The sequence below is a fragment of the Pseudomonas sp. EL_65y_Pfl2_R96 genome (assembly GCF_963970905.1).
Lineage (GTDB): Bacteria > Pseudomonadota > Gammaproteobacteria > Pseudomonadales > Pseudomonadaceae > Aquipseudomonas.
Window position 1 is genome coordinate 108,199 of sequence record NZ_CAXAQH010000012.1, and the last position, 19,063, is coordinate 127,261.

17 protein-coding genes and 1 pseudogene are annotated in these 19,063 nt (G+C 59.7%); 6 read left to right on the top strand and 12 right to left on the bottom strand.

The genetic code is table 11. From position 1 onward, the window contains the following. Position 1: 1 nt before the first annotated feature. The 4 genes from AACY49_RS14825 to AACY49_RS14840 all read left to right on the top strand — a co-directional run bounded on the left by AACY49_RS14825 (position 2) and on the right by AACY49_RS14840 (position 3,481). Positions 2–1,123 (top strand): methionine ABC transporter ATP-binding protein, encoded by a 1,122-nt coding sequence (locus AACY49_RS14825; RefSeq protein WP_258698072.1) that lies wholly within the window; start codon positions 2–4, stop codon positions 1,121–1,123. Beyond that, on the top strand, positions 1,113–1,757 hold the full coding sequence (locus AACY49_RS14830) for a methionine ABC transporter permease (protein ID WP_030128490.1): 645 nt from the start codon (positions 1,113–1,115) through the stop codon (positions 1,755–1,757). The genes AACY49_RS14825 and AACY49_RS14830 overlap by 11 nt, the downstream gene beginning before the upstream one ends. 547 nt (positions 1,758–2,304) lie before the next feature. Continuing rightward, positions 2,305–2,655 carry a DUF6124 family protein gene (locus tag AACY49_RS14835; protein ID WP_258698073.1) on the top strand — a complete coding sequence of 117 codons (351 nt, stop codon included), beginning with the start codon at positions 2,305–2,307 and terminating at the stop codon, positions 2,653–2,655. A 196-nt stretch (positions 2,656–2,851) separates the two neighbouring features. After that, positions 2,852–3,481 carry a class I SAM-dependent methyltransferase gene (locus AACY49_RS14840; RefSeq protein WP_339524679.1) on the top strand — a complete coding sequence of 210 codons (630 nt, stop codon included), beginning with the start codon at positions 2,852–2,854 and terminating at the stop codon, positions 3,479–3,481. A 30-nt stretch (positions 3,482–3,511) separates the two neighbouring features. On the opposite strand, the gene AACY49_RS14845 is transcribed toward AACY49_RS14840, so the two are convergent. The 3 genes from AACY49_RS14845 to AACY49_RS14855 are packed head-to-tail and all read right to left on the bottom strand — an operon-like array spanning position 3,512 to position 8,723. Further along, positions 3,512–6,559, bottom strand: coding sequence for an efflux RND transporter permease subunit (locus AACY49_RS14845; RefSeq protein WP_339524681.1), 3,048 nt, complete (start codon positions 6,557–6,559; stop codon positions 3,512–3,514). Next, a complete protein-coding gene (locus tag AACY49_RS14850; RefSeq protein WP_258698076.1) occupies positions 6,556–7,623 on the bottom strand; it encodes an efflux RND transporter periplasmic adaptor subunit in 1,068 nt (355 codons plus the stop codon). The genes AACY49_RS14845 and AACY49_RS14850 overlap by 4 nt, the downstream gene beginning before the upstream one ends. Continuing rightward, positions 7,620–8,723: an efflux RND transporter periplasmic adaptor subunit gene (locus AACY49_RS14855; protein ID WP_339524683.1), complete on the bottom strand. Its 1,104-nt coding sequence runs from the start codon at positions 8,721–8,723 to the stop codon at positions 7,620–7,622. Before AACY49_RS14855 ends, AACY49_RS14850 begins: the two co-directional genes overlap by 4 nt. Before the next feature lie 298 nt (positions 8,724–9,021). Between AACY49_RS14855 and AACY49_RS14860 the strand changes: the two are divergent. Further along, positions 9,022–9,648 (top strand): annotated as a pseudogene (locus AACY49_RS14860) (AAA family ATPase); the annotation flags it as partial. Positions 9,649–9,794: 146 nt separating this feature from the next. Here the strand turns inward: AACY49_RS14860 and AACY49_RS14865 are convergent. The 8 genes from AACY49_RS14865 to AACY49_RS14900 all read right to left on the bottom strand — a co-directional run bounded on the left by AACY49_RS14865 (position 9,795) and on the right by AACY49_RS14900 (position 17,430). Continuing rightward, positions 9,795–10,676: a transporter substrate-binding domain-containing protein gene (locus tag AACY49_RS14865; protein WP_339524685.1), complete on the bottom strand. Its 882-nt coding sequence runs from the start codon at positions 10,674–10,676 to the stop codon at positions 9,795–9,797. Continuing rightward, positions 10,673–11,455 (bottom strand): amino acid ABC transporter ATP-binding protein, encoded by a 783-nt coding sequence (locus AACY49_RS14870; protein ID WP_320392595.1) that lies wholly within the window; start codon positions 11,453–11,455, stop codon positions 10,673–10,675. Before AACY49_RS14870 ends, AACY49_RS14865 begins: the two co-directional genes overlap by 4 nt. Further along, positions 11,452–12,111 carry an amino acid ABC transporter permease gene (locus tag AACY49_RS14875; RefSeq protein ID WP_258698080.1) on the bottom strand — a complete coding sequence of 220 codons (660 nt, stop codon included), beginning with the start codon at positions 12,109–12,111 and terminating at the stop codon, positions 11,452–11,454. The genes AACY49_RS14870 and AACY49_RS14875 overlap by 4 nt, the downstream gene beginning before the upstream one ends. Continuing rightward, positions 12,092–12,757 carry an amino acid ABC transporter permease gene (locus AACY49_RS14880; RefSeq protein ID WP_258698081.1) on the bottom strand — a complete coding sequence of 222 codons (666 nt, stop codon included), beginning with the start codon at positions 12,755–12,757 and terminating at the stop codon, positions 12,092–12,094. Before AACY49_RS14880 ends, AACY49_RS14875 begins: the two co-directional genes overlap by 20 nt. A 549-nt stretch (positions 12,758–13,306) precedes the next feature. Then, positions 13,307–14,089, bottom strand: coding sequence for a MetQ/NlpA family ABC transporter substrate-binding protein (locus tag AACY49_RS14885; RefSeq protein WP_258698082.1), 783 nt, complete (start codon positions 14,087–14,089; stop codon positions 13,307–13,309). Between the two features lie 185 nt (positions 14,090–14,274). Then, complete coding sequence (locus AACY49_RS14890) at positions 14,275–15,207, bottom strand: sigma 54-interacting transcriptional regulator (RefSeq protein WP_339524691.1); 933 nt, start codon at positions 15,205–15,207, stop codon at positions 14,275–14,277. Positions 15,208–15,273: 66 nt separating this feature from the next. Continuing rightward, complete coding sequence (locus AACY49_RS14895) at positions 15,274–15,855, bottom strand: alpha/beta hydrolase (RefSeq protein WP_339524693.1); 582 nt, start codon at positions 15,853–15,855, stop codon at positions 15,274–15,276. A 501-nt stretch (positions 15,856–16,356) separates the two neighbouring features. Further along, on the bottom strand, positions 16,357–17,430 hold the full coding sequence (locus AACY49_RS14900) for a fatty acid desaturase (protein ID WP_339524695.1): 1,074 nt from the start codon (positions 17,428–17,430) through the stop codon (positions 16,357–16,359). 100 nt (positions 17,431–17,530) lie between these two features. On the opposite strand from AACY49_RS14900, the gene AACY49_RS14905 reads away from it, so the two are divergent. Further along, positions 17,531–18,535 (top strand): AraC family transcriptional regulator, encoded by a 1,005-nt coding sequence (locus AACY49_RS14905; protein ID WP_339524697.1) that lies wholly within the window; start codon positions 17,531–17,533, stop codon positions 18,533–18,535. A gap of 154 nt (positions 18,536–18,689) precedes the next feature. Here the strand turns inward: AACY49_RS14905 and AACY49_RS14910 are convergent, their stop codons facing one another. Next, on the bottom strand, positions 18,690–19,055 hold the full coding sequence (locus AACY49_RS14910; protein WP_258698086.1) for a response regulator: 366 nt from the start codon (positions 19,053–19,055) through the stop codon (positions 18,690–18,692). Between the last annotated feature and the right edge of the window lie 8 nt (positions 19,056–19,063).

The window sequence follows — 19,063 nt, forward strand, 5'->3', positions numbered from 1 at the left end:
CATGACGGCCGCTACCCGACTGCGACTGGAGATTCCAGAGCCTCATAAAGCTGAACAGACCGAACTGCATCCGGAGTTCAACCGCGCTCATGTGCGCTTCATCGGCCTGGGCAAAACCTACAACGGCCAGCAAGGTCCGGTGGCGGCCTTGCACGGCATCGACCTGGCGATCCAGCGCGGCGAAGTGTTCGGCATCATCGGTCGCAGCGGTGCCGGCAAGTCGTCGCTGATCCGCACCATCAACCGCCTCGAACAACCGAGCAGCGGGCGGGTGCTGATCGATCAGGTGGACATCGGCGAGTTCGATGAAGACCACTTGGTGGCGCTGCGGCGGCGGATCGGCATGATCTTCCAGCACTTCAATTTGATGTCGGCCAAAACGGTTTGGCAGAACGTCGAATTGCCGCTGAAAGTCGCCGGTGTGCCCAAGGAGCAGCGCGAGCGCAAAGTCCGCGAACTGCTGGAACTGGTCGGCCTGAAAGAGAAACACAAAGCCTACCCGGCGCAGCTTTCCGGCGGGCAGAAACAGCGCGTCGGCATCGCCCGCGCACTGGTACATGACCCGCAGATTCTGCTGTGTGACGAAGCCACTTCGGCGCTGGACCCGGAGACCACCCAATCGATCCTCGGCCTGCTGCGCGAGATCAATCAACGGCTGGGCCTGACCATTGTGCTGATCACCCACGAGATGGCGGTGATCCGCGATATCTGTGATCGGGTCGTGGTGCTGGAACACGGGCGAATCGTCGAGCAAGGGCCGGTCTGGGAAGTCTTCGGCAACCCGCAGCATGAAGTGAGCAAGACCTTGCTCGCACCGCTGCAACACGGCCTGCCGGACGAACTGCAAAGCCGCTTGCGTCCACAGCCGCAGTCTTCGGACGCCGCCGTGGTGCTGCGATTGCAATTCAACGGCAGCGCCAACGACGAACCAGACCTAGCGGCGCTGTTCAGCGCCCTCGGGGGTCGCGTGCGCTTGCTGCAAGGGGGTGTGGAACGGATTCAGGGGCATGCGCTCGGGCAATTGCTGCTGGCGGTGACCGGTTCGTCCCTCGGCGTCGAGGAACTACGTCAGCGCGCTGGCAACTGGGCGCAACAGGTGGAGGTGCTGGGTTATGTGGTTTGACCGGTTGCTTCAGGGTTTTATCGACACCTTTTTGATGGTGGGTGTGTCGTCGTTGATTGCGCTGCTGGCGGGCATTCCGCTGGCGGTGATTCTGGTCACCAGTTCCAAGGGCGGGATCTACGAAGCACCGGCACTGAACCGCGCGTTGGGCGCGTTCGTGAACCTGTTTCGCTCGATTCCGTTTTTGATTTTGATGGTGGCGCTGATTCCGTTCACCCGGCTGATCGTCGGCACCACGTATGGCGTGTGGGCAGCCGTGGTGCCGTTGACCATTGCGGCCACGCCGTTCTTTGCACGCATTGCCGAAGTCAGTTTGCGCGAGGTCGACCATGGGTTGATCGAAGCGGCGCAGGCGATGGGCTGCCGACGCTGGCATATCGTCTGGCATGTACTGCTGCCCGAAGCGCTGCCGGGGATTGTCGGTGGTTTTACGATTACGTTGGTGACGATGATCAACTCGTCGGCCATGGCCGGGGCGATTGGGGCCGGTGGGTTGGGGGACATCGCTTATCGATATGGGTATCAGCGGTTTGATAGCCAGATCATGCTGACGGTGATTGTGTTGCTGGTGGTGTTGGTGGCGGTGATTCAGTTGGGTGGCGATCGGTTGGCGCGAGGCCTCAACAAGCGCTGAGAGCGGTGCGGTTGAAGGGCCTTTGTGGCGAGGGAGCTTGCTCCCGCTCGATTGCGCAGCAATCGCAAAACCATTCGATGAGGTTTATCTGACACTCCTCGTTGAATGGTTTTTGGGTCTGCTGCGCAGCCCAGCGGGAGCAAGCTCCCTCGCCACAGAAAAGCTCTCTCACCAGAAGTATTGTCTCTAGCTTCCGGGGAACATTTCGCACAGGAAAATCAGAGTGCCAGCAGGCCCGATCCCTTTCATTTGCAGGACGTTTCCTAGATCATTCCGCTCGCTTGCGCCTGCCAAATTCCGTGGCTAGTCTCGATCCGTCACTGCTCATCAGTGATTGGGTTTAGTAGCCCGGAACAATAGGCGCATAGCGATTCCATGATCATGTCCGGCAATGTTTGCCGCATGCAAAATATGGTGGCTGTGCGTGGGGCACCTTCGGGTGCACCGGTTTTCCTATTGACCGGCCTACTAACCTGCGTACAGCCGCCACCCAATCGTTTAGTAGGCGATAAGTGATGGCTCCCATGAAGCAATAGGAGCAATACCCATGGAAAAATCTGTTCCCGACCCGCCCCCCGAAACATCCTCAAACAAAGCCGACGAACTGCTCAAGGACCGGTCCGCGCTTTACCGTGCGATCGATTTCCACCTCACTGGCAAGCAGCCTTCGGCCCCCGACGAACTGCGCTTCTACAACGTCAGCAAAGACGTGAGCTTCGAGGACGCCCAGCTCTATGTAGCGGATCTGCTGCGCTGCGCCTCGGTCACGGCGTATCAGTGTGGCGATCAACTCAAGGGGGCTGACCGTGCCATGGTGTTCTCCGTCTGGCATTTGCTGGAGATTGCCAAGGCGATGGTGGATCGGTCCATTGAATGTCTGGGGATGAAGCAGGGTTGAGTCTGGATTTAGTCATTGGTTGTCAGTGATACCGCCATCGCGAGCAGGCTCGCTCCCACAATGGATCGTGTCGAACACAGGTTGTGTGTTCACAGCAGATCAACTGTGGGAGCGAGCCTGCTCGCGAATGGCTGCGCAGCAGCCCCAGGCTTGATGGCGTATATTCGGCGAATCCCAATTGCCTGTGCAGCCAACCATGAAACAGACTCCCGACGACCTGGAGCAGATCACCTCCACCACCCTGGGCCATTACAACTCAGTGGCCGAAGACTTCCGTGAAGGCACTCGCGATCACGATGTCAGCCAGAACATCGATACCCTGCTACGGCATATTCAGGGTGATGCGCCCTTCAGCATTCTCGACTTTGGCTGTGGGCCGGGGCGTGATTTGCAAACGTTCACGCGCATGGGCCACATCGCCGTCGGGCTCGACGGTTCGGAAAAGCTTGCGCAGATGGCCCGGGAGGACAGCGGTTGCGAGGTCTGGCAGCAGGACTTCCTGAAGCTCGATCTGCCGGCCGAGCGGTTTGACGGAATATTTGCCAATGCGGTGTTGTTCCACATCCCTAGTCAGGAATTGCCTCGGGTGTTGAAGCAGCTGCGCGAGGCGTTGAAGCCGGGCGGTGTGTTGTTCAGTTCCAATCCCCGTGGTGAGAATCAGGAAGGCTGGAACGGACCGCGTTATGGGGCGTATTACGATCTTCAGGCGTGGCAGGAAATGCTGACCGAGGCGGGGTTTGTGGAGCTTGAGCATTATTACCGGCCGGCGGGGCTGCCGCGGGAGCAGCAGCCTTGGTTGGCGAGTGTTTGGCGTCGAGTCGACTGATCGTTCCCATGCTCTGCGTGGGAACGATCATTAGGCAGACTTCGGTTCGCGGATTTTGTACCAGGCCACATACAACGCCGGCAAAAACAGCAGCGTCAGCAACGTCGCGATGATGATCCCGCCAATCATCGCGTAGGCCATCGGCCCCCAGAACACTTCCCGGGCAATCGGGATCATCCCCAGGCTCGCCGCCGCCGCCGTCAACAAAATCGGTCGGCGACGATGTTCCGTGGCCTGCACCACCGCATCCCACGGCGTGTAGCCATTCTTCTCGAAAGAGTCGATCTGAGTCACCAGAATCACCGAGTTGCGGATGATGATCCCGATCAGCGCCAGAATCCCGAGGATCGCCACGAAGCCCATCGGCGTACCGGTCGGGATTAGCGCCAGCACCACGCCGATCAACCCGAGAGGCGCGACGCTGGCCACCAGAAACAGCTTCTGCACGCTGTGTAACTGGATCATCAAGAAGGTCGCCATCAAAAACAGCATCAGCGGTACGACCTTGGCAATCGGCCCCTGAGCCTTGCCGCTTTCCTCCACGGTACCGCCGGTGGCGACTTTGTAGCCCACCGGCAAACCGGCGGCGAATTTATCGATGTCCGGTTGCAGCTGTTTCACCAGGTCGGTCGGCTGAATCTCATCGCGAACCGCGGCCTTGATGGTGATGGTCGGTTTGCGATCGCGACGCCACACCAGCGGCTGCTCGAGCTCATACCGCACCGTGGCAAACGCCAGCAGCGGAATCGACGTGCCGCCGGGGGTGACGATCTGCAGGTTTTGCAGCGTTTCCGGGCTACCGCGCTCAGCATCTTCAGCGCGGCCGACCACGTCGATCAGGTAGATATCGTCATCGACCTGCGTCACTGGCGAGCCGACGACGATGCTGTTCATCAGGTTCGCCACGTCTTCCGACGACAACCCAAGTTGCCGCGCCTTGTCTTGCGCGATGTCGATGCGCAGCACTTTGCCCGGCTCGTTCCAGTCGTAAATGATCTCGCCGATGTGCGTGTTCTTATCCAGTTCGGTGGCCAGGGCGATGGCGTGTTTGCGCACCTGATCGATGTCTTTGCCGCTGACCCGGTACTGGATCGGCCGCCCCACTGGCGGGCCCATTTCCAGGGCCTGGACGTAACTGCCGACACCGACGAACTCTTCACGCAGGCGCTTTTGCAAACGTGCAGTCAGCGCCGTGCGTGATTCCAGGCCTTTGCTGACGATCACCAGTTGCGCGTAGTAGGGGTTCTGCAATTGCTGGTCGAGGGGCAGGTAGAAACGGATCGCCCCTTCGCCGATGTAAGTGCTCCAGCGCACGATATCCGGGTCGTCCTTGAGCGTCGCTTCAAGCTTATCCACCACCTTGCGGGTTTCGGCAATCGAGGCGTTTTGCGGCAGGTTCAGGTCGACAAGGATTTCCGGGCGGTCCGAAGACGGGAAGAACTGGTTCTGCACGAACTGCATGGAAAACACCGAGAGCACAAACAGCGCCACGGTGATGCCGATGGCCCACCAGCGATTGCGCATGGCCCAGAGTAGACCGCCATTGAACGCCCGACCAATGCGCCCCGGCTCTGCGTCGTGAGGTTTTACCTTGGCGCTCAGAATGTGCACACCGAGCACCGGGGCGAACAGTACGGCGACGATCCACGACACCAGCATGGCCACCGCGATCACCGCGAACAGCGTGAAGGTGTACTCACCGGCGGAGCTCGCGTTCAAGCCGATCGGCACGAAACCGGCGACGGTGACCAACGTGCCGGTGAGCATCGGAAAGGCGGTCGAGGTGTAGGCGAAGGTCGCTGCCTGCTCTTTGGTTTCGCCCATCTCCAGGCGCGTGACCATCATCTCCACCGTAATCATCGCGTCATCCACCAGCAGGCCGAGGGCGATGATCAGCGCACCGAGGGAAATCCGCTGCATGGTGATGCCGCTGTATTCCATGAAGAGAAAGACCATCGCCAACACCAACGGAATCGAACACGCCACCACCAACCCGGCGCGCACGCCAAGGCTGACGAAGCTGACGATCAGCACGATCACCACCGCTTCGAACAACGCACTGGTGAAGCCGCCGACGGCTTCTTCCACCACTTCGGCCTGGTCGGAAACGTTGTGCACGCCAACGCCCACCGGCAGGTCGGCCGTCAGCTCGTTCATGCGCAGGTGCAGTGCCTTGCCGAACGCCTGAATGTTGCCGCCCTTCTTCATGGCGATCGCCAGGCCGATGGCCGGCTGGCCATTGAAGCGAAACTCCGGGGTGGCCGGGTCGACATAGCCACGGCTGATGTCGGCGATATCGGCCAGTCGGTAGAAGCGGTCGTTGAGCTTCAGGTTGACGTTGGCCAGGTCTTTCTCAGAGGCAAACTGCCCCGAGGTTCGCACCGAAATCCGCTCCGGACCGGCCTCGATCACTCCCGCCGGGGTCACGGCATTCTGCGATTGCAGGCTCTGCACCACCTGACGCTGATCGATGCCGAGGGCGGCGAGTTTGCGGGTGGAGAAGTTCAGGTACAGCACTTCATCCTGCTCGCCAATCATTTCGACTTTGCCCAATCCCGGTACTTCGCGGATTTCGGCACGCACCTGTTCCACGTAATCGCGCAACTGGCGCATCAACAGGCCGTCGGCGGTAAACGCATACACGGAACCGAAGACATCGCCGAACTCGTCGTTGAAGCCCGGCCCTTGCAGGCCTTGCGGGAAGTCGCCGCGAATGTCGTTGATCTTCTTGCGCACCTGGTACCAGATTTGCGGAATGTCCTCGGCGCTGGTGGTGTCGAGCAGGTTAACGAAAACCGTTGATTCGCCTGGGCGGGTGTAGCTTTTCACGTAGTCGAGGGAGTCGAGCTCTTCGAGTTTTTTCTCGATCCGGTCAGTCACCTGCTTGAGGGTTTCTTCCTGGGTCGCGCCAGGCCAGCGGGTCTGGATCACCATGGTTTTGATGGTGAACGACGGGTCTTCTTCGCGCCCCAGGTTCAGGTACGAAAACACGCCCATCAGCAGCGCGACGAACATCAAATACCAGACAAACGACTGATGCTTGAGGGCCCATTCGGATAAGTTGAAACTCCCTTTCATTGCGGGCTGCCCTCGTCAATTTTCACTTTCTGCCCCGGTTTGAGGCTGTTCACACCCGCACTGACCACCCGCTCGCCAGACTTCACGCCGTTGGCCAGGACCACTGTGGCATCGGTCCGGCTGATCAGGCTGACCTCCCGTGGGGAAACAGTTTGTGTTTGCGGGTCGACGACCCAGATCCGCAGTTTGCCGTCGACTTCCTGCAACGCACTCACCGGTAGTTCGAGCCGTGGCTTGATCGCGGAGCTGAGGGTCACGCTGATTGCCGTGCCAAGATGAAAGCCCGGCAGCGTATCGGTCAGGCTCAGACGCGCGCGACGGGTACGGGTCGCGCTTTGGGCCTGGGGTTCGATTTCGCGCACGATGGCGGTGCTGGTGATGCTCGGGTCCAGTTGTGAGGCAACCTGGAACACCACGTCGGCCGGCAACTGATCGACCAGGGTGTCGGGCAAGTCGATCACCGCTTCCTTGATGTCCGGCTGCGCCAGGGTCACCACCTGTTGGCCGGCCGTCACCACTTGCCCGGCTTCGGCGTTCCACGCGGTGACAATGGCTTTGTGATCGGTGCGCAGCTCAACGTAGTTGAGTTGGTCCTTCGCCTGACTGACTGTGGCCCTGGCTTGATCGAGGGATGCCTGGGTGGTTTTCAGGTCTGTCTGGGCGATGTCCAGTTGTGCCTGGGCACCGACCCCGCGATTGAACAGTTCCTGCTGACGCCGGGCGTTGGCCTGAGCATTGATGAGCTGCGCCTGAACACGCGCCAGATCACCCTGAGCCGAGCGCAACTGGTTTTGCTGATCGGTGGGGTCGAGGGTGGCGAGCAAGGCACCCTTCTGAACTTCGGCGCCGACATCGACGTTACGGCTGGCGATACGCCCCGGCACCCGGAAACCGACGTTGCTTTCGTAACGGGCCTGAATGCTGCCGGCAAACCGGCCGAGGTCTTCTTGATTGAGCGCTTTCACCTCCACGGACAACACCGGCCGAACCGGCTCGGGTGGCGCTTCCTCCTTGGAGCAGGCGACCAGCAGCACAGCGGCGGACAACAGCAACAGGCGCTTCATGGCTGGGCTCCTATCGCTGGGGTCTGGTAGGTGTTTTCGACGATATCCACCCGCACACCCGGATGCAGTAGTTGGCCGCCCGCGGTGACGACTTTTTCGCCACCGGTGAGGCCAGCGCTGACAATGACTTTGCCGGTCAGGTAACGGCCGACAGTGACCGTGTGCAGCTGCGCCTTGCCCTCGGCATCCACCAGCCACACGGCCGGGTCGCTGAGGTTTTTGGTCAGGGCCGACCAAGGCAGTTCCACTGCGGTTTTGCCCACGGGCTTGGCGGTGGCGCTCACTACCGACCCCAATTGCATGCCCTCAGGGAGACCGTCGAGGCTGACTTTGACTTGCACCGTGCCGGTCTGCGCGGACACCGCCGGCGTGACTTCGCGAACGGTGCCCGTGGTCTTGATCGTCGGGTTGTCGAGCAGGCTGACCACTATCGATCTGTCCGATGGCGGCTCGGCCAACAGCGATTCATAAACGTTGAACACCGCGTCACGCTCGCCATCCCGGGCCAGGCTGAAAATCGGCACCGTGGCTTGCACCACCTGGCCGACTTCAGCCTGACGTGCGGTAATCACCCCTGGCGCATCGGCAATCAGCGCTGTGTAGCTCAGTTGATCACGGGCGTTGGCCAATTGCGCTTGAGCAGCGCTCAGCGCGCTCTGACTGCTGCGCAAGGCGGCTTGGGCAGAGTCGTATTCGCTCTGGCTGGTGTAGCCCTTGGGCAGGAGTTTCTGCTGGCGAACGAAGGCGGCGGCGGTTTGTTTGACCCGGGCCTGTTCGGCCACGACCTGGGCCTGGGCCGAGTCGACATTGGTTTGCAGGTCTTTGGGGTCGAGCCTGGCCAGCACTTGTTTGGCCGAAACCCGGTCACCGACGTCGACCATGCGCTGGATGATCTTGCCCCCCACGCGGAACGACAACTCGGTTTGTACTCGCGCCTGGACATCGCCGGTGAGTGTCACCGAAGCGGCGTAATCGGTTGGCTTGACCTCTTGCACGAAGACTCGCGGACGGTCCTTTTCGACCTGTGCTTTTTCACCGCAGGCGGTCAGCAAGGCGACGAGGCTCAGGCCAACCATTAATTTCAATCCGGGACCCACCATGCAGACTCCTTTGCGTTGTACGGGCGTGCCAGTGTCGATACGACTGTGAGCTTAGAACAGGGTTCAACAGGTGCACGGGTTTGCTGCATTCCCTGTGGCTGAGGGGCTTGCCCCCGTTCGACTGCGCAGCAGTCGTAAGCCGGCTAACGCCGTGCTCCTGAAAGAAACGCGGTGACTGGTTTTAGGGCTGCTTCGCAACCCAACGGGGGCAAGCCCCCTCGCCACAGGCCGACAATAAGGCAGAATGACGAACCCTGCAGCAGGAAGCTACCCATGCTCAAAACCCTCGCGGTGGCCAATTACCGCTTCGCCGGAAGTCACGCAGCTGCGTGAGCTCATCCGCCGCTGGCGTTTCTACGATCACTTTCGCAGCGATGCCGATGCCCCGGCACGCCAACCGCAACTGGGCACCCGCACACCGGCGCTGCACCACGACGGTCGCGACCTCGCGGCGGCGTTACAGACCATCCACGAAACAGGCGATCCCGAAGCCTTGCAGGCGGCGATCAGCGATGCGTTCCCCGGCGCGACATTGAACATCGAACCGCTGCAGGGCGGACGGTTTGCGATCGAGTTTTATCAGGAAGGGTTGTTGCGGCCGTTATCCGCCGCCGAGTTGTCGGACGGGACATTGCGTTATCTGCTGCTGATCGCGGCATTGCTGACACCCCGGCCGCCGACGCTGATGGTGCTGAACGAGCCGGAAACCAGTTTGCATCCGGATTTGTTGCCGGCATTGGCGCGGTTGATTATTCGAGCGTCCGAACAGTGTCAGGTATGGGTGGTGTCCCACGCGCGACGGTTGATTTCGGCGTTGCAGCAAGACCCGGAATGCAATTGCATCGTGCTGGAGAAAAATTTCGGCCAGACCGGGATGGTCGGACAGCGGATGCTGGATGAACCGGCGTGGTATTGGCCGGATTGATCGGCGCTTGAACAACCGAATCGCGAGCAGGCTCGCTCCCACTCTGGATCGGCGACTGACACAAAAGTTGTGTTCATCGAAGATCCCCCTGTGGGAGCGAGCCTGCTCGCGATGGCGATCGGAAAGTCACCGCATAGCTCAGAGACTCACCCCTGCCACTTCCCACCCTCGACAATCACGCTCTCAGGCCTGGTGTCATCGCTCAGCTCTTTACGCACGTACTGGTCGTACAGCTTGAGCAAAAACTTCTCCTCGCCCAACTTGGCCAACTCCGCATTCACCCAATCACGCAGTTCGATATTGCCCTTCTTCACCGCCGGCGCGATCGGTGCTTCGGCCCCCAGTTTTTCCTCCAGCACGCGGTAGCCCGGGTTCTGCTTGGCCCAGCTGAACAACACCAGATTGTCCTGCGCATAAGCATCGCCGCGACCATTGGCCAGGGCTTGCAGGGACTCGGAGTTTTTCTCGAACTTCAGCAGTTTCCAGTCCGGGTGGTTCTTGGTCAGCCAGATATCCGCCGTGGTGCCCGTGGTGACGATGGTGGTGCGGGTCGCCAGGTCATCGAGGCTCTTCACCGAGTTTGCCTGAGGCACCAACGCCTGAACCGCGACTTTCAAATTCGGATTGGTGAAGTCCACTGCTTCCTTGCGTTCCGGAGTAACGGTCATGTTGGCCAGGATCAGGTCGACCTTGTCGCTTTGCAGGAACGGTATCCGGCTCGCCGGCTCCACCGCCACGAACTCGACCTTGTTCTCATCGCCCAACAGATCCTTGGCGAATTGGCGGCCGATGTCGGTATCGAACCCCACGTAGCGCCCGGCTTCATCGACAAAACCGAACGGCGGTTTGTCGGTGAACACGCCGACAATCAGCTTGTCCCGGGCTTTGATTTTTTCCAGGTAACCGGCCGGTGCGGTGCTGACGCTGGCGACTTTCGGCTTCACCGGTTCTTCGGTTTTGTTGCAGCCGGCCAGCAGCGCCAGGCTGAACAGCGGGAGTAGCAGCAGAGAAGACTTGGCAGTTTTCATGGCAGTTCCAATTCCTTTGTTTGAGTCGTTTTAGGTAGTGCGGCGACGTAGGAGAACTTCTCCAGGAACTGCTGCGCTCGTGCGGTTTGCGGGTTCGTAAAGAAAATCTCGGGGGGGTGTTGCTCAAGAATGCGCCCGGCATCCATGAACACGATGCGATCAGCCACGGCGCGGGCGAAGGCCATTTCGTGGGTGACAATCAGCAGCGTCATGCCCTCGCGGGCCAGGCCCTGAATCACTTCGAGCACTTCCTTGACCATCTCCGGGTCGAGGGCGGCGGTGACTTCGTCAAAGAGCATGACCTTGGGGTTCATGCACAGCGAACGGACGACGGCGATGCGTTGCTGTTGGCCGCCGGAGAGCTGGCGCGGGAAGGCATCGCGCTTGTCCAGCAGACCGACACGCTCAAGCAGCGCTTCAGCCTGTGCGCGGGCTTCACGGCGATCGCGTTTCTGCACCTTGAGCGGGCCGAGCAACAAGTTGTCGAGCACACTCATGTGCGGGAACAGGTGATAACTCTGGAACACCATGCCGATCTGCTGACGCACTTCGCGCCAGTCAGTGCCCTTGTCCAGCAACTCGCGCCCGGCAAAATTCAAGCTGCCGCCGTGGGCGACTTCCAGGCCGTTGAGGCAACGCAGCAAGGTGCTTTTGCCACAGCCGCTGGGGCCGAGGATGACGATCACTTCGCCCGGTTTCACCTTCAGGTCGATGCCATTGAGCACCTGCTGCTCGCCGAAAAACTTGTTGAAACCCTTGAACTCGATCAATGCACTCATGCTTGCGTCCAGCGCCGCTCCAGCACGCGCGAGGCGGCCGAGAGCGGGTAGCAGATGAAAAAGAAAAACAGGAAAAGCGTGCCGTATATCAGCACTGATTCGTAGGTGCGTTCGATGATCTGTTGGCCGACTTTGATCACGTCCACCACGCCGATCAGCACCGCCAGGGAGCTGGTCTTGATGATGCGCGTGTAGACGTTGATGGTCGGCGGCGTCATGCGCTTCAGGGCTTGCGGCAGCAGCACGTAGCCATAGAGTTGCGGGCCATCCAGCCCAATCGACAACCCCGCCTCACGCTGCCCGCGAGGCAACGAATGCAACGCACCGCGCACCACTTCCCCGACTTCGCTGGCGCCCCACAGCGACAACACCAGCACCGCGCACCAGAAGCTCGGAATGCTCAGCCCAAAAAAGATCGGCAAGCCGAAGAACAGCAAATATAGCCAGACCAGCACCGGGATCGCCCGGAACAGTTCCAGATAGACCCGCAGAAGCGCGTTCAGCCATTTCGAATTCAGCGTGCACAACACGCCGTAGAGCACGCCGCCGATGGTGCTGATGGCGATGCTCAGGAAAGAGATCGACAGGGTTTGCGCAGCGCCCTTGCCCAATTGCGGCAACGACACCCAGAGCAATTCAAGACCCGAACTGGCCATGCTGGAGCCTCCTTTCCAGACGGCTGAGCAGCAGCGACAACGGCAAAAACAGCAGCACGCAGATCAGCGTCAGCACGGCGAGCATTTCGTAGGTTTTGTAATAGAGCGCGATGTAGCTCTTGGTGGTGTAGAGAATCTCCGGCACCGCCACCGCCGAGACCACGGTGGTTTCCTTGAGCAGAAAAATGAAATTGGCGAACAGCGACGGCAGGCTGAGGATGCCGGCTTGCGGCAGGATCACGTAACGCAGCAATTGCCCGTGGGACAGGCCGATGGAGCGGCCGGACTCGAGTTGCGCCTGGGGCACCGCATCCACGCCGGCGCGCAGCACTTCGGTGAGGTAGGCGCCGCCAAGGAAAGTCATGGTGATGATCGCCGCCGCGAAGCCCGAGACTTTGATGCCCAGGGCCGGCAAGGCAAAGTAAACGAAAAACAGCTGGATCAGCAGTGGGGTGTTGCGCGCCAGCTCCACGTACAACCCGACCAGGCGCTGCAGGTAAGGCGTGCGGAACACCAGAATCGTCGCGTTGATCAGCGCCACCAGCAACGAAGTGCCGATGGCGATCAAGCCGACCTGCAGCGTCACGCCCACGGCTTTGAGAAATGCCGGCAGAGTGCTGAGGATAAAAGCGTAATCGAAAGTCATTGAACATCCCTGTACGCCGCTCGGTAAGCGACGATGGCGCAGTCCATGGGCAGTGGATAACCACCCGGCAGGCACCGACTTTAATGGTATAAAAAGAAGAATTTAAATACCGTTAAAGCATATTGATATCACGCAAAAAACTATCCCGTGGATTTGCGGCAGACGTGGAAGACGACTATTTTTCTTTGCGCTGTAGGAAGGATCTTTTTCTCAAAATGCCCCTCCAAGGACGGACAGCTTTTGGCCAGACTTCCCCGGCCGAACCATCACAAGGAAGAGAAAATGGCTGACGTAAAAGTGCCACAGCGGCTGGATCCGCAGGACATCGTGAAATTGCTGGTGGCGTTGCGCAAGGCACTGAAAACCCGGGTGGCCTGACCGTAAAAAGCAAAAAGATCGCAGCCTTCGGCAGCTCCTACGGGGTTATGTGAACACCTGTAGGAGCTGCCGAAGGCTGCGATCTTTTGATTTCAAGCGCCATAAAAAACGCCGACGCTATCGAGAGCCGTCGGCGTTTGAAACCTTGAAGGGGTTCGAGACTGCGTTAAATCAGAACGCCGGCAGGACCGCGCCGCTGTATTTCTTCTCGATGAACGCCTTCACTTCCGGGCTGGTCAGGGCCTTGGCCAGTTTCTGGATGGCGACACTGTCCTTGTTGTCTGGACGAGCCACCAGGAAGTTCACGTAGGGCGAATCGGCACCTTCGATCACCAGCGCGTCTTTAGCCGGGTTCAGACCTGCGTCCAGCGCGTAGTTGGTGTTGATCATGTCCAGGTCGACCTGATCCAGAACACGCGGCAGCATGGCCGATTCCAGTTCCTTGAACTTGAAGTTATGCGGGTTCTTGGCGATGTCTTTCGGTGTGGCCACGGCGTTTTTCGGGTCTTTCAACTCGATCAGGCCAGCCTTCTGCAGCAGGATCAGGGCACGGCCACTGTTGCTGCCTTCGTTCGGGATGGCGATGGTTGCGCCGTCTTTCAGCTCAGCCAGGCTTTTGACTTTCTTCGAGTAACCGCCGAACGGTTCGACGTGTACACCGATCACGGTCACCAGATTAGTGCCTTTGCCTTCATTGAAGTTTTTCAGGTACGGCAGGGTCTGGAAGTAGTTGGCGTCCAGACGCTTCTGGTCGACCTGCACGTTCGGCTGAACGTAGTCGGTGAAGACTTTGATCTCCAGGTCCACGCCTTCTTTGGCGAGGGTTGGCTTGATCAGTTCAAGAATCTCGGCATGTGGAACCGGGGTCGCCGCCACCACCAGTTTCTCGCCAGCCTGGGCCAGGCCCGCAGTCAGGGCAGCCGCCAATGCGGTGAACAACAGAACCTTTTTCATGCAGTGTCCTTATCGAAAATCACGGTCGTCATCGACGACGGCTAAATAGTTAGGTGCCATTGAAGTGCTATCGCTGGCGTGACGCGGACAATACCGGGATTTTTTATTCCAGAATAATATCTTTTATTCACTTTCATATTCCATTTTGTTCATACAACCGCTCCCACATGGATTGCGCTTCGCGCCTACGACAGTCCGGCGTCTTTGAGCAGTTGTTTCAAGGCCTCTCTCTCGGCGGCAGTGCCGTTGCCGAGAATGTGTTTGAGTTGCTGCTCGATCGTCACCAGCGACGCCGGCGCCTCAGGCAGATTCAAATGCTCCGGCAAAATCTCGTCGCCGGTACTCACCAGCAACGCAAAGTGAATGACGTTCTCCAGTTCCCGGGTATTGCCCGGCCAACTGTGCTGCTCCAACACCTGCTGCGCGGCTTCGCTGATCAATGGCACCGGCAGGTCGAGGCGTTGGCTGTAGATGCCGAGGAAGTATTCGGCCAGCGACAAAATATCGCCCACCCGCTCACGCAAGGCCGGCAGTTCGAGCTGGCCTTCGCTGAGGTAGTGATAGAGCCGCTCATGGAATTTCCCGGCAGCCACCGCCTGGGCCAGATCGATGCTGGTGGCCGCCACCAGACGTACGTCCACCGGGCTCGGCTGGTGAGCACCGACGCGGGTGACTTCGTGGTTTTCCAGGGCCGCAAGCAACTTGATCTGGATCGGCAACGGCAGGTCGCCGATCTCATCCAGGTACAAGGTGCCGCCGTTGGCCGAACCGAACCACCCGGCACGACTGCTGGCCGAACCGCTGTAACTGCCAGCGGCATAGCCGAACAGTTCAGCATCGGCGTAGGTCGGGCTGATCGCGCCGCAATTGACTGACACGAACAACCCGCCGCGATCACTGGCGCGATGGATGTGCCGGGCCAACAGTTCTTTACCGCTGCCGGTTTCACCGCGAATCAACACCGAGATCGAACGTGGCGCCAATTGTTCCAGTTCCTGGCGCAACTGCCGGGAACGCGGATCAACGAACACCAACGCTTTGGCGCGAATGCTCAGCGGGCTTTTTTCCGCGTCGGGAAAGGTCAGCAGCGGCTGACCGAAGGCTTCATGCAAACTCATGGCAGACTCCCGCCCAAACCGCCGGGAGGCGGGGGCCGATTCTAAAAAAAGGAAAAAAGAAAAGGTTCAAGCCCGACGCAGGGCGTGCTGTTCCATGCGGTTTTGCAGACGATAGAGGTACGCAAAACCCTGCTCCCAGCGCCGGTGACCGGACTTCACATTGATGTGCCCGGCCCCCGATAAAATCCCCGCCTCGGCGCCCCACTGGCGCGCCAGTTCAAGCGCTCGTGGCGCGCTCACGGCGGCGTCGTTGTCAGAGCTGACGACCTGGCTCGGGAACGGCAATAAATGCGTCGGGATCGGCGCGAAGTTGCGCAAGGCCGGCGAGCAGGCCGGGCGCTCGACGTCCGCTGGCGCGACCAGCAAGGCACCGCGCACCTGACGCAAAAATTGCAACGGCGCAGTGGCCGCCCAATGGGCGACGGTGATGCAACCCAGGCTATGGGCGATCAGAATCACTGGCGTGCTGTCGGCGGTAATCGCCTCGGCCAACGCCGCGACCCAGTCTTCGCGACGAGGCGTCAGCCAATCGGCCTGCTCCACCCGTGCACTGTTGGGCAGGCTGCTCTGCCAATGGGTTTGCCAATGATCTTCTGGCGATCCTTGCCAGCCCGGCACAATCAGGTAGCGAATTGATTCGTTGTGCATGGGGGAACTCTCCTGCTGCGTGTCTGTTCCTGACCGAGTATAGGGAGGTGAGTTATACTCGTTAAGGAATAAGAAGCTATTTATTAAGATCAATATAGAATATAAGGCTGATCACCTGTGGGAGCGGGCTTGCCCGCGATAGCGATGTATCAGTCACTGATGATATTGACTGGCCTGACGCCATCGCGGGCAAGCCCGCTCACACAGTTGCTCCCACAGGGATTTCGTGTCCACTTACCAAATCCCGGGCAAAAAAAGGGGCCGCACCCTGCCAAGGAGACGGCCCCGGAAACTCAAAATCGGTTAGCGCGAACCACATCGCTGGGATGTGAATGATTGGCTGAAACGGTTATTCGATAAAGGAATATTTAATTACTTTATTAGATCAAAAACACATATGCCAATCATTACGATGCATCCAAGCCATCGCTGCTTGCGTCACAACGTAACGTTCCTTTGGGTCAAATTGATGACCAGCGTTTGAGTTTCCGGGCACATCGATCAAACCCGAGCGGCACGCACCTCCTGCGACCCTATGGCTTCCTTGCGAACAAACCGGTTCGCCCGCCCGAACGTCCCGAAATCATTGAACCGCACCCCCATCTCACGCATCACCTCATGCGCAACCGGCACGGTCATCTGGCGGATGTAAAACGGCTCTTTCACCACAAAATGATGGATCCCGTGGCTGCTGCCGAAGTTGAAGCAGAACGCCTGCAATGGCCACATCCACCAAGGGTTCAGCACCTGGGTCTGCTGGAGCACATTGCCCGGCTCCACATCACCGTAGTAGTGCATGTTCGAGCTGACAAAGTGCAGGCAGAACGTGCGCAACACGTTCGGGCCGATGATCACCACCGCAGCGATGTCGATCACTTGCATCACCGCCAACGTAGTCGCCGACCATTCGATGGGCGTCCCCAACAGATGTGCGATGCCGTTGGCGGCGTGAAAACCGAGAAACACGTACCACACCCCCCAATGCACCAGCGCCAGCGGTGCGTAAACCTTCAGAGAACGCTTGAGGATGCTGAGCTTGTACGCCCGGGTCTTGGCCCGAAGCATGCGGATGAATGCCGACATCACGTTATCGCCGACCATCAACAGGCGTGCGACTCCCCAAGGCTCACCGTTGGTGATCGCCCGCTCTTCCATGTCGGCTTCGGTGCCGGACACCTTGTGGTGGTTGAGGTGCAAATGGCGGCGGATCCACGGGTTGATCGTGCTCGGCCGCGCCAGCCAGACCAGGCCCATCATCAAGTTGTGCGGCACGCGTTGCTTGCGAAAGTACATGCTGTGGATCAGATCATGCTCCAGCTCGTGGGTCAGCGAGGCGAAAAACGCGTTGAGCAACAGGCATGCCCACCAGGCCATGTACCCGGTGATGTACAGCGCTGCCGAACCGATCATCCCGGCCAGGGCAAAGGCCAGAATGCCCGCGCCCAAGGCGTCCTGATGGTTGAGAATCGGGTAGCGCTGACGCAATTCGACGCCCTTGGCCAGCACCACTTGGCGAATATGCGCTGATCGTTGTGCTGCATTCAGTCGCTGGGGACTTGCAGAAGTACCGTCCATGCTTCCATCCTCTGGTTATTGATGTTCGCATCCTGCCCTGTGATGCTTTACAGAGTGGTAGCCGTGAACGCCAACCTGTTGACCGGACGCGCCAATCAACATGACTGAACCGACCTCCCTCGCCAGCTGGACCCGCGCCCTGCGCAAGCAGCTCGACGCGCTGGGCCTCGACAGCACCGCCCTGTGCCAACAGGCGGGGCTCGACCCGCAGTTGATGGACGACCCGAACGCCCGTTACCCGTTGTCCGGCACCACGCGCCTGTGGGAAATCGCGGTGCAGGTCAGTGGCGACCCCGCGATTGGCTTGCGGGTGTCGCGTTTCGTCAGCCCCACCACCTTTCATGCGCTGGGTTATGCGTTGGTGGCCAGCGGCAGCCTGCGGGAAGTGTTCGAGCGCATCGTGCGTTATCACCAGGTGGTCAGCGATGCGCTGGACCTGGAGTTGACCCGAACCGAGGATCGCTACCGTTTCCGCCTGAAAATCCCCCAAGGCAACCCCGCGCCCGCCTTCGAAGCCATCGATGCCTTCGCGGCGATTTACGTGCGCACCTGCCGCAATCGCCTGGGCCGTGACTACGCGCCACTGGCGGTGTACCTGCGCCGCCCGGAACCTGCCGACCCGCATCAATGGCACAAAGTGTTCCGCTCGCCGGTGTATTTCGCCGCTGACGAAGACCGACTGGAATTCGCCCTGGTGGATTTCGACAGCCACCTGGACGACGCCAACCCGGAACTGGCCGAGCACAACGAAACCGTGCTCAAACGCACCCTGGCGCAACTCAAGCCTCTGACCTGGGAGCGCAAGGTTCGCGACGCCATTGAAGAGCAATTGCCCGAGGGCGAACCGTCGGCCGATTGCATCGCCCAAGCGCTGCACTTGAGTCTACGCAGCCTGCAACGGCACCTGGCGGATGAAGGTTGTCGGTTCGATACGCTGCTCAATGAAAGCCGGGAGAACCTGGCGCTGCTGCACCTGCGCGACCCACAGTGTTCGTTGAGCGAGGTCAGTTACCTGCTGGGGTTCGCCGATACCAGCAGCTTCAGTCGTGCGTTCAAGCGCTGGACCGGGATGACGCCGGGGCAGTTTCGGGATGGGTTGCGGTGATAGATCAGCAAGGTGTGCTGGGTTTTCCGGCCTCTTCGCGAGCAGGCTCGCTCCCACACTGGGTCTTCATTGTTTATCGATATTGTGTTCACCAAGGATCAAATGTGGGAGCGAGCCTGCTCGCGATGGCGATTGCTCAGACACCGCATAACCTTCAGCGCCCGCGATCGCGCCGCAACAGCTTGCGCACCCGCTTCACCAGCTCACTGACGGCAAACGGCTTGAGCAGATAATCATCCTCATGCAGCTCCAGCCCGCGCAGGCGATCCTCGATGCCGTCCGTGGTGGTGAGGAACAGCACCGGCGTATCGCCGAGCTTGCGTATCTGTTGCAGCAACTGCCAGCCGTTGAGGCCGGGAAGCATCACGTCGAGGATGATCAACTCGTATTCACCGGACTCGATAAAGCGCCGGCCGTCCATGCCATTGAGCGCCACATCCACCGAGTAACTCGCTTCGCTCAGGCCTTTGGCCAGGAGCCTGGCGGTCTCGGGTTCGTCTTCCACTAGCAATACACGCATGGCACACC